General features: G+C 71.3%; 10 protein-coding genes. 9 read left to right on the forward strand and 1 reads right to left on the reverse strand.

The features are described 5' to 3' along the window. Positions 1–43: 43 nt before the first annotated feature. Positions 44–304, forward strand: coding sequence for a chorismate mutase (locus FL583_RS10460; protein ID WP_142704381.1), 261 nt, complete (start codon positions 44–46; stop codon positions 302–304). A gap of 1,960 nt (positions 305–2,264) precedes the next feature. Here FL583_RS10460 and FL583_RS10470 read toward each other — a convergent pair. Beyond that, positions 2,265–2,912 (reverse strand): M23 family metallopeptidase, encoded by a 648-nt coding sequence (locus tag FL583_RS10470; RefSeq protein ID WP_142704382.1) that lies wholly within the window; start codon positions 2,910–2,912, stop codon positions 2,265–2,267. 744 nt (positions 2,913–3,656) lie between these two features. Between FL583_RS10470 and sucC the strand changes: the two genes are divergently transcribed. From sucC to FL583_RS10510, 8 genes are all read left to right on the forward strand, one after another. Next, positions 3,657–4,829: an ADP-forming succinate--CoA ligase subunit beta gene (gene sucC, locus FL583_RS10475; RefSeq protein ID WP_142704383.1), complete on the forward strand. Its 1,173-nt coding sequence runs from the start codon at positions 3,657–3,659 to the stop codon at positions 4,827–4,829. A 13-nt stretch (positions 4,830–4,842) separates the two neighbouring features. After that, the gene (gene sucD, locus FL583_RS10480) at positions 4,843–5,739 is read left to right on the forward strand and encodes a succinate--CoA ligase subunit alpha (RefSeq protein WP_142704384.1); all 897 of its coding nucleotides are present in this window, start codon (positions 4,843–4,845) and stop codon (positions 5,737–5,739) included. A 138-nt stretch (positions 5,740–5,877) separates the two neighbouring features. Further along, the gene (locus FL583_RS10485; RefSeq protein ID WP_142704385.1) at positions 5,878–7,167 is read left to right on the forward strand and encodes a cell division protein PerM; all 1,290 of its coding nucleotides are present in this window, start codon (positions 5,878–5,880) and stop codon (positions 7,165–7,167) included. Between the two features lie 32 nt (positions 7,168–7,199). Beyond that, positions 7,200–7,805, forward strand: coding sequence for a phosphoribosylglycinamide formyltransferase (gene purN, locus FL583_RS10490; protein WP_142704386.1), 606 nt, complete (start codon positions 7,200–7,202; stop codon positions 7,803–7,805). Then, a complete protein-coding gene (gene purH, locus FL583_RS10495) occupies positions 7,802–9,361 on the forward strand; it encodes a bifunctional phosphoribosylaminoimidazolecarboxamide formyltransferase/IMP cyclohydrolase (RefSeq protein ID WP_142704387.1) in 1,560 nt (519 codons plus the stop codon). The genes purN and purH overlap by 4 nt, the downstream gene beginning before the upstream one ends. A gap of 187 nt (positions 9,362–9,548) precedes the next feature. Then, positions 9,549–10,418: an AAA family ATPase gene (locus FL583_RS10500; RefSeq protein ID WP_142704388.1), complete on the forward strand. Its 870-nt coding sequence runs from the start codon at positions 9,549–9,551 to the stop codon at positions 10,416–10,418. Continuing rightward, a complete protein-coding gene (locus tag FL583_RS10505; RefSeq protein WP_142704389.1) occupies positions 10,415–11,770 on the forward strand; it encodes a vWA domain-containing protein in 1,356 nt (451 codons plus the stop codon). Before FL583_RS10500 ends, FL583_RS10505 begins: the two co-directional genes overlap by 4 nt. A gap of 11 nt (positions 11,771–11,781) precedes the next feature. After that, positions 11,782–12,633: a bifunctional methylenetetrahydrofolate dehydrogenase/methenyltetrahydrofolate cyclohydrolase gene (locus FL583_RS10510; RefSeq protein WP_142704390.1), complete on the forward strand. Its 852-nt coding sequence runs from the start codon at positions 11,782–11,784 to the stop codon at positions 12,631–12,633. Positions 12,634–13,654 lie beyond the last annotated feature (1,021 nt).

The following is a 13,654-nucleotide window of genomic DNA, read 5'->3' on the forward strand; positions in this document are numbered from 1 at the left end:
GTGCCCGGGGTCCGGACCGCTCACGTACACGAGGAAGCACACGATGACTGCACCGACCACCGCCGACACCGAGATCGCCGCGCTCCGCGAGCGCATCAACGCGGCCGACGACGAACTGATCCGGATCTGGCGCGAGCGCGCCGAACTCAGCCGCCAGGTAGGAGCGGCCCGGATGGCCGCGGGGGGCACCCGGCTCGTCCTCTCCCGCGAGAAGGCGATCGTCGACAAGTTCCGCGACGCCCTCGGCACCGACGGCGCCCAGCTCGCCATGCTCCTGCTCCGCGCCGGCCGCGGTCCTCTTTAAGACTTCTTTCTTACGCCTGCCTGGCCGAGGCCGGTCGCTCCCGCGACCGGCGCGCGCCGGTCGAGCGCGGGCCGTCCCGCTCGCCCGAGGGTGGCCAGCCACCCACCCTCGCTTCCTGGGGGTGTGCAACCCCCCGCCTGGCGGGCCGGCGGGCTGCGGGCTGGCGGAGACTAATGCCCGGCCGCGGCTTGTGCTTCCCCGTCCTGTTCTACCGAGCCGAGGTCTCGCGTCCAGGGCTGCCGGGCCCCCGCGTCCAGGGCTGCGGGCCCAGGCCTTCCGCGCCCGAGCGCCGCTGTACCTGCACCGCCCCCGACCTCCCGGGCCTGGCGCTGCTGCGTCCAGGCCTGTGTCGCCTGGCGCTGCTGTGCCGACCCCTTCCGGGCCTAGCGTCGCCGCATCGAGTTCTGCCGCGTTCGGTCCCGCCGCGCTCAGTCCTGCCTTATCCAGACCTGCCTCATCCGGCGCCGCCGCATCCAGCCGGGGAAACACAGCCTGGCCGTACGGGCCCACTGTGCCGGGCCGACTGTGCCGGGCCGACTGTGCCGGGCCGACTGTGCCGGGCCGACTGTGCCGGGCCCGCTGTGCCCGGGCCGGGTGCCGGGCCCGCTGTGCCCGGGCCGGGTGTCGGGCGCGGCGCGCCCGGGCCCCCCTTGTCGGGGCTTGCCGCGGCGGGCGGTGCCGGGCAAACCAAGTGTTCCCCGCTGCGGGACGCAGCGCCCCTACTACGCCCAGCCTTAGTGGTCCCTGCTTCCACCGGCGCCCAGCCATCCTGCGCCCTAGCCCCCACCGAGGTGGGCGCCGCCGCTCGTGACCCCCTCGGCGCGGGGCGGGCCTGGGGTTGTTTCGGCTGTACTTGCGGCCCGCGGATCGGGGGCAGCAGCAGTGGCGCCGTGCGTGCGCCAGGGTTCAGTTAGGGCAGGGGCCGTGGGCCAGGCAACCGGGCTTGGCGGATCGCGGGCGCTGGGGGTGGGGGTGGGGTGGCGGCCAGAGACCAGGCCGCGAGGCTTGGGTCCAGCCCGCGCACCGAGGCCGCACTTGGGGCGTTGCCCGCGTTGCCCGGCGTTGCCTGAGCTCGGGGCGGGACTGGCTGCGGGGGAAGTTGCGCTGCGGTGGGGGCCGCGCCGGGGCGGGGCCTGCATTGGGCGGGGCTCCGCGGCGGTGGGGGCTGCGCGGCGGTGGGCCCGGCTGGAGACCAAGCTTGCGACGGAGCTATGTCGTCCCGCCCGCGGCGGCTGTGTCGTGCCCGCCCGCGGCGGCTGCGCCGCTCCCACCCCGCCTCCGGCGGCTGCGCCGCCCCCGCCTCCGGCGGCTGCGCCGCCCCCGTCCCCGGCGGCTGCGCCGCCCCCGCCTCCGGCGGCTGCGCCGCCCCCGTCCCCGGCGGCTGGGCCGCTGTGACGCTGGTCGACCGTCGGCGGACGGTTCGGCTCATGCGAGGCCGTCGTGCGGGGCATCCCAATGCAAACGGAACCCGGCCCGGCCGACAGCGCCACCCCACGCTCCAGATCGGACGGCCGGGACGAATTCAGGCGACTCTTGGGGGCACTTCGGGGGCGCACCAGAAATTGCGCGCGATCGGGCGTTACTCCTACGTGCTCACGCCGTTGAGATTGCAGAGCGTGCGTTTCTTTCCGCTGCACCACATTCGGTAGCGCGTCCGTCACATAGGACACACACGTGTTGTGACGTCCCGAGGTGGTCCGACGAAAGGCTGGTGTCGCACGCTCCGTCTAGATAGACTCGAACACGTGTTCGAACGATCAGCTGACACAGGTGGGGGAAACCGATGAGCCAGATGTGCGAGCGCAACAACGATTTGATCGTCGTACCGCGGAAGCCGGGGAGGCATCGCCGGCCGGGGCCGGCGGCGGTCCTGCGGGCACGCTTCCGCCCGATCGTCGAGAAGGTGACGGGTAAGGCGTCGGGCCCGCTGGTCATCGAGCCGTACCGGCCGGGGGTGGCCTCAGAGGCTGGTGTTGACGCCGGTCACCGAGACGTCGTGGTCCTCGAGCCAGCTCAGCGGGTCTTCGGGCACGTCGTCGACGCGGACCTCGAAGTGGCAGTGCGGGCCGGTCGACTGGCCGGTGCTACCGACCTTCGATATCGGGTCGCCGGCCTCGACGTGGTCGCCGACCGAAACCAGCAGCTCTGAATTGTGTCCGTACCGGGTGGTGATTCCGTTGCCGTGGTCGATGATCACGATCTGGCCGTAGCCGCCGTACCACCCGGAGCGGATCACGGTGCCGGCGCTCGCCGCCCGCACCGTGGAGCCGTACGCCGCCGCGAAGTCGATGCCGTAGTGGAACGCGCCCCAGCGGGCCGCGAAGAGGGAACTCAGCGGCCCCTGCGCCGGCCGCACCCACACCGGTAGCTGTTCCGGCTCGGAGACGCCGCTGCGCTTCTGTGAACGCGACGCCCGGGCGTCGCCGCTGCGGGGGGCTTCGGCCTGCGTCGTGTTGCCGGCGTCGGACGATTGACCGCCCGAGACCTTGCTCGCGTCGAGGCTCTGTCCGAGGGCCGCCGACGCGGCCGCGGTGTCCGTGGAAGGAAGCGCGGAGCCGACCGCCAAGGCAGCGACGCTGACGCCCACCACGGCAGTCGTGACCACCATGGCGTATCCGGCGCGTGGTGCTGTCGGCGCGCGATGGCGTCCGACGTGTCGGACATTCCCGCTCTCTTGCACTAACTGCCTTTCGACGGCCTACGTGCTCCCTCTCTCGTCACGTGTGGCACGCCGGAAGCGTTCACGTCCGAGATCCGGTTTCGATTTCCGCCGACGCGCGAACGTCGGGCAGATACCGGCCGTCACCGTAGCCACCACCGCACGGTAGGCACAAGAAAGACGTGCGAAGCCGTGGCTTTCCGCCCGGGGAATCCCATTTTCGCTCAGGAGAAACACGGCTATCAGTAGCCGAACCCGCACCATTCGTTATCCGCAGCATCGGCCGGCAGAGGGGTCGGGCGCACCCCTCGAACGCCCGACCCCCGACCGCCCGAGGTGAGTTGGGCGGTCGTGGGGCATAACGCGCGGGTGGGGCTGGAGTGACGGGATGGCGCGTCCGACATCACATCGGCCCGCAACCGGCCTCCCTGAAACCCCCGTGACCTGGCGGCTTCCCGGCGCTCGCCGGACACGTGGTGTTTGCATCGCCGTGCTTGTGAGGTAACACACCGGCGTGGACACGCACAGCGAGTGTCCCCACCGATAATCTCCCGCAAGAGGGTGTCGGATACCCGTCATCTGCCGGTGGAACCGCTCGAAGGTTCACGTTCCGGCACCCGTGCGACGAGGCAGCGACGGCGGGCCGAGCGGCGGCTGCGACCCGCGTCGAAACGAGCGAGGACGGACGCGGCAGTGGATCTGTTCGAATATCAGGCGAGGGACATCTTCGCCAAGCACGGGGTACCGGTGCTGGCCGGTTCGGTGGCCGACACCCCGGCCGAGGCGAAGGCCATTGCCGAGAAGGTCGGGAAGCAGGTCGTCGTCAAGGCGCAGGTGAAGGTCGGCGGCCGCGGTAAGGCCGGCGGCGTCAAGCTCGCCGAGACGCCGGCCGACGCCGAGGCCAGGGCCACCGACATCCTGGGCATGGACATCAAGGGCCACATCGCGCACCGCGTGCTGGTCGCCGAGGCGAGCGACATCGAGGAGGAGTACTACTTCTCCTTCCTGCTCGACCGCGCGAACCGCACGTTCCTGGCGATGGCCAGCCGCGAGGGTGGCGTCGAGATCGAGCAGGTCGCGGTCGAGAACCCCGACGCGCTGGCCAAGATCCCGGTCAGCGCCGTGGACGGCGTCGACGAGGCGAAGGCTCGCGAGATCCTCGTGGCCGGCAAGTTCCCCGAAGACACGCTCGACGAGGCGGCCAAGGCCGTCGTCGCCCTGTGGGACGTCTTCGTCGGCGAGGACGCGACCCTCGTCGAGGTGAACCCGCTGGTCAAGGCCCCGGGCGGCCGCATCATCGCGCTCGACGGCAAGGTCACGTTCGACGAGAACGCAAGCTTCCGCCAGCCGGGCCACGACGAGCTCGAGGACACCTCCGCGGTCGACCCGCTCGAGCAGGCGGCCAAGGAGAAGAACCTCAACTACGTCAAGCTCGACGGCGAGGTCGGCATCATCGGGAACGGCGCCGGCCTGGTCATGTCGACGCTCGACGTGGTCGCGTACGCGGGCGAGGAGTTCGGCGGCAAGAAGCCGGCCAACTTCCTCGACATCGGCGGCGGCGCCTCGGCCGAGGTCATGGCCAACGGGCTGGAGATCATCCTCTCCGACCCGGCCGTGAAGAGCGTGTTCGTGAACGTCTTCGGCGGCATCACCGCGTGCGACGCGGTCGCCAACGGCATCGTCCAGGCCCTGAAGCTCCTCCAGGACCGGGGCGACGAGGTCACCAAGCCTCTCGTCGTCCGCCTGGACGGCAACAACGCCGAGCTCGGTCGGCAGATCCTCACCGATGCGAACCACCCGCTGGTCGAGCAGGTGGACACGATGGATGGCGCCGCCCGCCGCGCCGCCGAACTGGCTGCGAAGTAAGGGACGCCGAGAGATGTCGATCTTCCTGACCGAGAAGAGCAAGGTCATCGTCCAGGGCATGACCGGGTCGGAGGGGCGCAAGCACACCCAGCGCATGCTCCGCTCGGGCACCCAGATCGTGGGCGGCGTCAACCCGAAGAAGGCCGGCACGTCGGTCGACTTCGAGAACGACGTAAGTGTCCCCGTCTTCGGCTCCGTGGCCGAAGCCATCAAGGAGACCGGCGCCGACGTCAGCGTCATCTTCGTCCCGCCGGCCGGCGCGAAGGCGGCGATCGTCGAGGCCGTCGACGCGAACATCGGCCTGGCCGTCGTCATCACCGAGGGCATCCCGGTGCACGACACGACCTGGGCCTGGGACTACGCGGGCAAGAAGCGCGCCGAAGGCGGCCAGACCCGGATCATCGGCCCGAACTGCCCGGGCCTGATCTCGCCCGGAGCCTCCAACGCGGGCATCATCCCGGCCGACATCACCAAGTCCGGCAAGATCGGGCTGGTCAGCAAGTCCGGCACGCTGACCTACCAGATGATGTACGAGCTGCGTGACATCGGTTTCTCGACCGCGGTCGGCATCGGCGGCGACCCGGTCATCGGGACGACCCACATCGACTGTCTCGAGGCGTTCCAGAACGACCCCGAGACCGAGGCCATCGTCATGATCGGCGAGATCGGTGGCGACGCCGAGGAGCGGGCCGCCGCCTACATCTCCGAGCACGTCACCAAGCCGGTCGTCGCGTACGTCGCGGGCTTCACCGCTCCCGAGGGCAAGACGATGGGCCACGCCGGCGCGATCATCTCCGGCTCGGCCGGCACCGCGCAGGCCAAGAAGGAAGCGCTCGAGGCCGTCGGGGTGAAGGTCGGCAAGACGCCGTCCGAGACCGCCCGCCTCATGCGCGAACTCGTCGAGGGCTGAGAACGACCTACGTGGGCTATAGCTCACGTAGGTCTTCACCCGGAGGACGACACGCCGGGGGAGCGAATCACCTCCTTGGTATTCGCCTGTCACAGTAAGAAGGTGTCCCCCGGCGCCCCTCCACCTTCGACAGCGCGTGTGGCGCTGCCGGCGGCGGCGCTCACCACCGCCGGCTGGGCCGCGCTGGTGGTACTGGGTCCGATGGCCGCGATCGCGCTGATCGTCTGGGTCGTCGACAACGGCTCGGGCGCGCCGGCCGGCGACGCGCTCCGCATCGCCACCGACGGGTGGCTGCTCGCGCACGGCGTCCGGCTGCAGACCACGAGCGGGCCGATCGGGCTGATCCCGCTCCTGCTCAGCGCGCTGATCCTGCGTCAGCTCTACCGCGCGGGCCGGAACAGCGCGCTGGCCACCGGGGCGGCGTCGTGGTTGGAGGTCGTCCGGGTCGCGGTCGCGGTCGGGCTCGCCTACGGCGCGATCGGCATGGTCGCCGCGCTGGTCGGTTCGACCGGGGCGGTGGGAGCCGATCCGGCCGCCGCCGGCGTGATCACCGGCCTCGTCGCCGGCCTCACCGCGTGCTGGGGCGCGGCCAGAGCCACGAAACTCGCTGCGAAAATCGTGCTGCCGGACGTCGTCGGTAAAGGTCTGAAGGCGGGTGCGGTCGCGGCGGCGGCCGTGCTGACCGCGGGCGTGCTGGCGGCCGGAGCGCAGACCGTCGTCACCCAGGACGAGTTCCGGACGGTCTTCGGATCGCTGCAGGCGGGTGTCGTCGGCGGGGTCGCGATCGTCGCGCTCTGCATCCTGTACGCGCCGACCGCGGCGGTCTGGGCCACCGCGTACCTGATCGGCCCGGGGTTCGCGGTCGGTGCCGACACCGCGGTCGACGCGAGCACCGTCCAGCTCGCCCCGCTGCCGTCGTTCCCGCTGCTCGCGGCGGTCCCGACCGGACCGGCGTCCGGGATGGTCAGCCTGGCCCTGGCGGCGCCGCTGATCTCCGGCCTGCTGGCCGGCGCGGTCACGGCCCGTCCGGAGAGCGAGGGCGATCTGCCCCGCTGGCGCATCGCGCTCGGTGGCGCGCTCGTCGCCGGACCGGTGTCCGGCGTGCTGGTCGGGCTCGCCTCCGCCGCCGCGTCCGGCCCGCTCGGTGGTGGACGTCTGGCCGAGCTCGGTCCGTCGGCCTGGCACGTCGGGATCGTGCTGGCGGTCGAGGTCGCGGTGGCCGCGCTGGTCGGGGCGACGGTCGCGCGCACCCGGGCGTCGTGGTCGGCCTGGTCGGCGACGCGTCGCTGGACGCCGGAGGGCAGCGGTGACGACCCGTCGCCGTTCCGCCGGCTGATCAACGGGCTGCTCGCCGGACCCCCGCCGCCCCAGCCCTCGCCGGAGCAGGCCGAACCCGCCGGTGCCGAGGACGGCCGCCGAACCGGTTAGGCTCGGGGCACCGCCGGAATCGAAGGAGTGTCGTGGCAGCCCGAGTCGTGGTCCTCGTATCGGGGTCCGGCACCACGCTGCAGGCGCTGCTGGACGCGGTCGCGGACCCGACCTACGGCGCGTCGGTGGTCGCGGTGGGCGCCGATCGCGACGGCATCGAGGGTCTCACCCGGGCCGAGAAGGCCGGCGTGCCCACGTTCGTGCAGCGGGTGAAGGACCACCCGACCCGCGAGGCCTGGGACGACGCACTGGCGGCCGAGATCGCCGGCTACGCCCCGGACCTGATCGTGTCGGCCGGCTTCATGAAGCTGCTCGGGCGGACGTTCCTCGACCGGTTCCCGAACCGGGTGGTCAACAGCCACCCGGCGCTGCTCCCGTCGTTCCCGGGCATGCACGGCCCCCGCGACGCGCTCGAGCACGGGGTCAAAATCACTGGCTGCACGCTGTTCTTCGTCGACGCCGGTGTCGACACCGGACCGATCGTGGCCCAGCGGGCGGTCCCGGTCGAACCCGCTGACGACGTCAGCAGCCTGCACGAACGCATCAAGGTCGCCGAGCGGGAGATGCTCGTCGACTCGATCGGCCGGCTGGCCCGGGAGGGCTGGACCGTCACTGGAAGGAAGGTCTCGATCCCATGACTGACCGGAAGCCCATCCGGCGCGCGTTGATCAGCGTGTACGACAAGACCGGGATCGAAGAACTGGCCGTCGGGTTGTCCGAGCTCGGCGTCGAGATCGTCTCGACCGGCTCCACCGCCGGCCGCATCGCGGCCGCCGGGGTGAAGGTGACGCAGGTCGCCGAGGTGACCGGCTTCCCGGAGACGCTCGACGGGCGGGTCAAGACCCTGCACCCGAACATCCACGCCGGCCTGCTGGCCGACCTGCGCAACCCGGCCCACGTGCAGCAGCTCGACGAGCTGAACATCGCGCCGTTCGACCTGGTGATCTCGAACCTCTACCCGTTCCGGGAGACGGTCGCGTCGGGCGCCGGGCACGACGAGGTCGTCGAGCAGATCGACATCGGCGGCCCGTCGATGGTGCGCGCGGCCGCGAAGAACCACGCGAACGTGGCGATCGTCGTCGAGCCGGCCGCGTACCCGCTGGTGCTGGACGCGGCCCGGGCCGGCGGCTTCGACCTCGCCACCCGCCGCCAGCTGGCCGCCCGGGCCTTCGCCCACACCGCCGCCTACGACGTGGCGGTGGCCGGCTGGACCGCTCGTGAGCTGGTCGAGGAGACCGGCGACTACCGCTGGCCGGCCTTCGCCGGCATCGCGCTGGAGCGGGCCGAGGTGCTGCGCTACGGCGAGAACCCGCACCAGGCGGCCGCGCTCTACGTCGACCACGACGCGGCCGCCGGCATCGCCCAGGCCGAGCAGCTGCACGGCAAGCCGATGTCCTACAACAACTACGTCGACGCCGACGCCGCCTACCGGGCCGCGTACGACTTCAGCGAGCCGACCGTCGCGATCATCAAGCACGCGAACCCGTGCGGCATCGCGAGCGCCGACGAGGTCGCCGAGGCCCACCGGAAGGCGCACGCCTGCGACCCGGTGAGTGCGTTCGGCGGCGTGATCGCGGTCAACCGGCCGGTGAGCGTGCAGATGGCCGAGCAGGTCGCGGAGATCTTCACCGAGGTCGTCGTCGCGCCGTCGTACGAGGACGGCGCGGTCGAGATCCTCTCCCAGAAGCCGTCGATCCGGCTGCTCACGGCTCCGGCGCGGGCCCGCGGCGGGGTGGAGTTCCGGCAGGTGTCGGGCGGTGGGCTGGTGCAGACCGTCGACGGGGTCGACGCTCCCGGCGACGACGTGGCGAACTGGAAGCTCGTGACCGGCGAGCCGGTCGACGAGGCGACGCTGGCCGATCTGGCGTTCGCCTGGCGGGCCGTGCGCGCGGTGAAGAGCAACGCGATCCTGCTGGCGTCCGACCGCGCGACCGTCGGCGTCGGAATGGGGCAGGTCAACCGGGTCGACTCGGCGCGGCTGGCGGTCTCCCGGGCGGACGCGCGGGCGGCCGGGTCGGTGGCCGCGTCGGACGCGTTCTTCCCGTTCGCGGACGGCCTCGAGGTGCTGACGGCGGCCGGCATCAAGGCGATCGTCGAGCCGGGCGGCAGCGTCCGAGACGACCAGGTGATCGCCGCCGCCCAGGCGGCCGGAGTCGCCCTCTACTTCACCGCAACCCGCCACTTCTACCACTGAGTGGGCGGCCCGCCCAGAACGACGCTGCCAGGCGAGCGCGAACCCTTGAGTATCAGCTATACGCGGCGGGTCCGCGCTCGACTGGCAGCGCCGCCCTGGGCGGGCTCCAGGTTCGAGCAACTACGCCGCCTGGCGGCGCTTGAGAACAAACGCCATCTGGACGCGTAGCGTCAGCAATAGTGGGGGCATGGGGTTCTTCGCGTCGGTTGCCGACGTCACCGAGAAGTTGGCGTCGGTGGGCTATCTCGCCTCGCCGGCCGTGGCCACGACCGTCTTCCTCGCCGACCGGCTCGGGAAGCCGTTACTCGTCGAGGGCCCGGCCGGCGTCGGCAAGACCGAGCTCTCCCGGGCCGTGGCCGCGGCGACCGGTGCCCGCCTCGTGCGCCTCCAGTGCTACGAGGGCGTCGACGAGTCCCGCGCGCTCTACGAGTGGAACCACGCCAAGCAACTGCTGCGGATCACCGCCGGGCAGGACGAGAACTGGGAAGAGACGAAGGCCGACGTCTTCAGCGAGGAGTTCCTGCTCCCGCGCCCGCTGCTCACCGCGATCCAGGGCGACGAACCGACCGTCCTCCTCATCGACGAGACCGACAAGGCCGACGTCGAGATCGAGGGCCTGCTGCTCGAGGTGCTCGGCGACTTCCAGATCACGGTGCCGGAGCTCGGCACGATCACCGCGACGCGACCGCCGTTCGTCGTCCTGACGTCGAACGCGACCCGCGAGCTCTCGGAGGCGCTGCGCCGCCGCTGCCTGTTCCTGCACATCGACTTCCCGGACGCCGCGCTCGAGGAGCGGATCGTCCGCCTGCACGTCCCCGACATGGACGAGACGCTCGCCACGTCCGTCGTCCGGGTGGTAGGCGCGCTGCGGGCGATGGAGCTGCGGAAGGCTCCCTCGGTCGCCGAGACCATCGACTGGGCCCGCACGCTGCTCGCGCTCGGCGCCCAGACCCTCGACGAGGACGTCGTCCGCGAGTCCCTCGGCGTCCTGCTCAAGCACCAGGCCGACGTGTTGACCGCGGCCAAGCGGCTGCGGCTGGATTCGGTGCTGCGGTGACCGTCACCGGCCGGTTGGTCGAGTTCGTCGCCGCGCTGCGGGAGCACGGCCTGCAGATCGGGCCGGGCGAGACGGTCGACGCGGCCGGTGCGGTGTCGGTCCTCGGCCTGGCCGACCGGGAGCAGCTCCGGCACGGCCTAGCCGCGACGCTGCTGCGCCGGTCGGGCCACGAGGCCGTGTTCGACGCGGTGTTCGACCTGTATTTTCCGGGGTCGACCGGGGCGCCCGAAGCGGCCAGGGGCGTCTCCACGATCGAGGATCTGCGCGAGGCGCTGACCGAGGCGCTGGTCGCCGGAGACTCGGAGCTGATGGCCCAGCTCGCCGCCGAGGCGGTGGCGGCGCTCGGCGCGTACGGGGCGGTCGGCGAGGGGAGCTCGCCCGGCGCCGGGGGCTGGTCGGCGCACCAGGCGTTGGAGCGGCTCCGCCCGCAGACGTTGATCGCTCGGGTGGCCGAGCGGATGGCGTCCGGGGAGTTCGCCGACCGGTTCGCCCGGGACGAGGCCCGGAGCCGGGTCGAGGAGTTCGAGCGTCTGGTGGCCTCCGAGGCCCGCCGGCGGGTGGCCGAAGTGCGCGGGCGGGACCGGATCGCCCGCTATTCGGTGCCCAAGGCCGTCGATCACCGGGATTTCGTCACCGCGAACCGGGAGCAGTTGGCCGCGCTCCGGCGGACGGTCGCGCCGCTGTCGCGGCGGCTCGCGACCCGGCTCGGGGCGCGCCGCCGTCGTCGCCGCCGGGGTGAGCTGGACCTGCGCCGTACGTTCCGCCGGTCGCTGTCCACCGGTGGGGTGGCGATGAGCCCGGCGTTCCGCAAGCCGCGGCCCGGGCGCCCGGACATCGTGCTGCTCTGCGACGTGTCCGGCTCGGTCGCGGGCTTCGCCCACTTCACGCTGATGTTGGTCGAGGCCCTCCACGACCAGTTCTCCCGCGTCCGGGCCTTCGCTTTCGTGGACGCGACGGCCGAGGTGACGTCGCTGGTCGCCGACAACGACGCCGACCCGGCGGGCCTGGTGGAACGGATCCTGGCCGAGTCCGGGGTCGTGCGCTGGGACGGGCACAGCAACTACGGGCGGGCGCTGCGGGACTTCGTCACCGACTCGCTGGACGCGATCGGGCCCCGCACGTCGGTGCTGATCCTCGGCGACGCGCGGACGAACGGCGGCGACCCCAACCTGGCCGCGCTGCGCCAGGTCGTCGGGCGCGCGAAGCGGGTCTACTGGCTGAACCCCGAGCCGCGGAACTCCTGGGGGAGCGGCGACTCGGCGACCGACGCCTACCGGACGCTCGTCGACATGTACGAATGCCGCAACGCGGACCAACTGACCAAGGTCATCGGGTCGCTGCTGCCGGTGTGAGAATGGGCCCCGTGACGGCGACTCTCCTGGACGGCAAGGCGACGGCGGCCCTGGTGCGGGCCGAGCTCACGGATCGGGTGGCCGCGCTGCGCAAGCGCGGGGTCGCCCCGGGGCTGGGAACGGTGCTGGTCGGCGACGACCCGGGGTCCCGCGCCTACGTGGCCGGCAAGCACCGCGACTGCGCCGAGGTCGGCATCGAGAGCATCCGCGTCGATCTCCCGGCCGACGCGACCCAGCAGGACGTCGAGGGCGCGGTCGCCCGGCTGAACGCCGACCCGGCCTGCACCGGTTACATCGTCCAGCTGCCGCTGCCCCGCGGCCTGGACGCCAACCGCGTGCTCGAGCTGATGGACCCCGACAAGGACGCCGACGGCCTGCACCCGACGAACCTGGGCCGGCTGGTGCTCGGCGTCCCGGCGCCGCTGCCCTGCACCCCGCGGGGAATCGTCGAGCTGCTGCGCCGCTACGGGGTGAAGCTGGACGGCGCCGAGGTCGTCGTGGTCGGGCGCGGGCTCACGGTCGGACGTCCGCTCGGCCTGCTGCTCACCCGGCGCACCGAGAACTCGACCGTGACGTTGTGCCACACCGGCACCCGCGAGCTCGAGCGGCACACCCGGGCGGCCGACATCGTCGTCGTGGCCACCGGCCACGCGCACATGCTGGCGCCCGACATGGTGAAGCCGGGCGCGGCCGTCCTCGACGTCGGCATTACGCGCACCGAGAACGGGCTGGCCGGTGACGTCGATCCGTCGGTGGCCGAGGTGGCCGGTTTCCTGGCCCCGATGCCGGGTGGAGTCGGGCCGATGACCCGGGCCATGTTGCTGGCCAATGTCGTCGAGGCGGCCGAGCGGTTCGCTGAGTAGTAGTTACTTGTAGTAACAGGACTGCTCGTGATGGCCGGCGCACGAAACGCGAAGCCGACGAATCTCCCGTGATCAACGTGGCGGACGTTACGCACTGATCGGTTTTGTTGTGTGTCGTGTTTCTGACACTCTAGGACCCGGCTGTTTCGTCGCAAGGTTGACAACACTCTCGCAGGCTAGATGCCACGATGAAGCTGAGAAGTTTTACAGAATGCCCATAGATGGACATTTGGATCGTTACACGAATCCGGCAATCCGTCCATCTCGATTCTTAGTTGTGCTCTCAATCTTCTCACCGGTCTCAGTAAAACGGACTTACGTGCCGTTTTCTGAAATTGCGGTATGTGTAGCCCCTGCATTGACAAAGCAACATGAAATTTTCCTGGCACCTTCACATGCGAGTGCGCACGTTGCTTATGATCGGCGATCAGTGGCTCTGAATGCCGGTCGAGAAGGGGTCGCGTCAACCGACAAACAGAAGCTGGACATAAAGGTACATGCGAGCGATTCAGGGAGATTTTCGGATGGACGGCATGGAGGGGACCTGCCGAGTCACGGTGCGTGCTTAGCGCCGTGGTCGTAAATCCGAAATCTGCTGTCCGCCCGGGCGGGGCAGTGTCCCGCCTTCCGGGTGGGGTGGCGCCCCGGCTTTCCGAGCTGATGGTGCGGTCGGTGAAGACCCACCTGTTCGTCGGCCGAACCAATCATCTCGACATCCGTTTCAGTCAGGGGCCGCGCTTTGCCCCTGTCGGAGGAGGGCTTTGATGACCGCGCCGAACAGGCCTGCGGCGAGTGATGACGACTCGTCGCAGCCCGGCAACTCGGCTGTCGGCCGGGTGCGCGTCCCCTCGACGCGCCCGGCTGCCGAACCCGAGGAGGAGCAGGCCGCTCCTCCCGGTGCCGGGGCTTCCTCCGGACGGGCCAGCGTGCCGGCTCCTCCGCCTCCGCCTGCGCCTCCGGGCCCGGCGCCGCGTGCGGCCGGTTCGGCGTCCGTGGGCTCAGCGTCCGTAGGCTCGGCGTC

Origin of the sequence: Cryptosporangium phraense (assembly GCF_006912135.1) — a bacterium.
GTDB classification, from domain to species: Bacteria; Actinomycetota; Actinomycetes; order Mycobacteriales; family Cryptosporangiaceae; genus Cryptosporangium; species Cryptosporangium phraense.

Excerpts from the sequence above, each read along its gene's own strand:
- purH (WP_142704387.1), top strand. The coding sequence starts at position 7,802 with ATGACTGACCGGAAGCCCATCCGGCGCGCGTTGATCAGCGTGTACGAC.
- FL583_RS10460 (WP_142704381.1), top strand. The coding sequence starts at position 44 with ATGACTGCACCGACCACCGCCGACACCGAGATCGCCGCGCTCCGCGAG.
- sucD (WP_142704384.1), top strand. The coding sequence starts at position 4,843 with ATGTCGATCTTCCTGACCGAGAAGAGCAAGGTCATCGTCCAGGGCATG.
- FL583_RS10500 (WP_142704388.1), top strand. The coding sequence starts at position 9,549 with ATGGGGTTCTTCGCGTCGGTTGCCGACGTCACCGAGAAGTTGGCGTCG.
- FL583_RS10470 (WP_142704382.1), bottom strand. The coding sequence starts at position 2,912 with ATGGTGGTCACGACTGCCGTGGTGGGCGTCAGCGTCGCTGCCTTGGCG.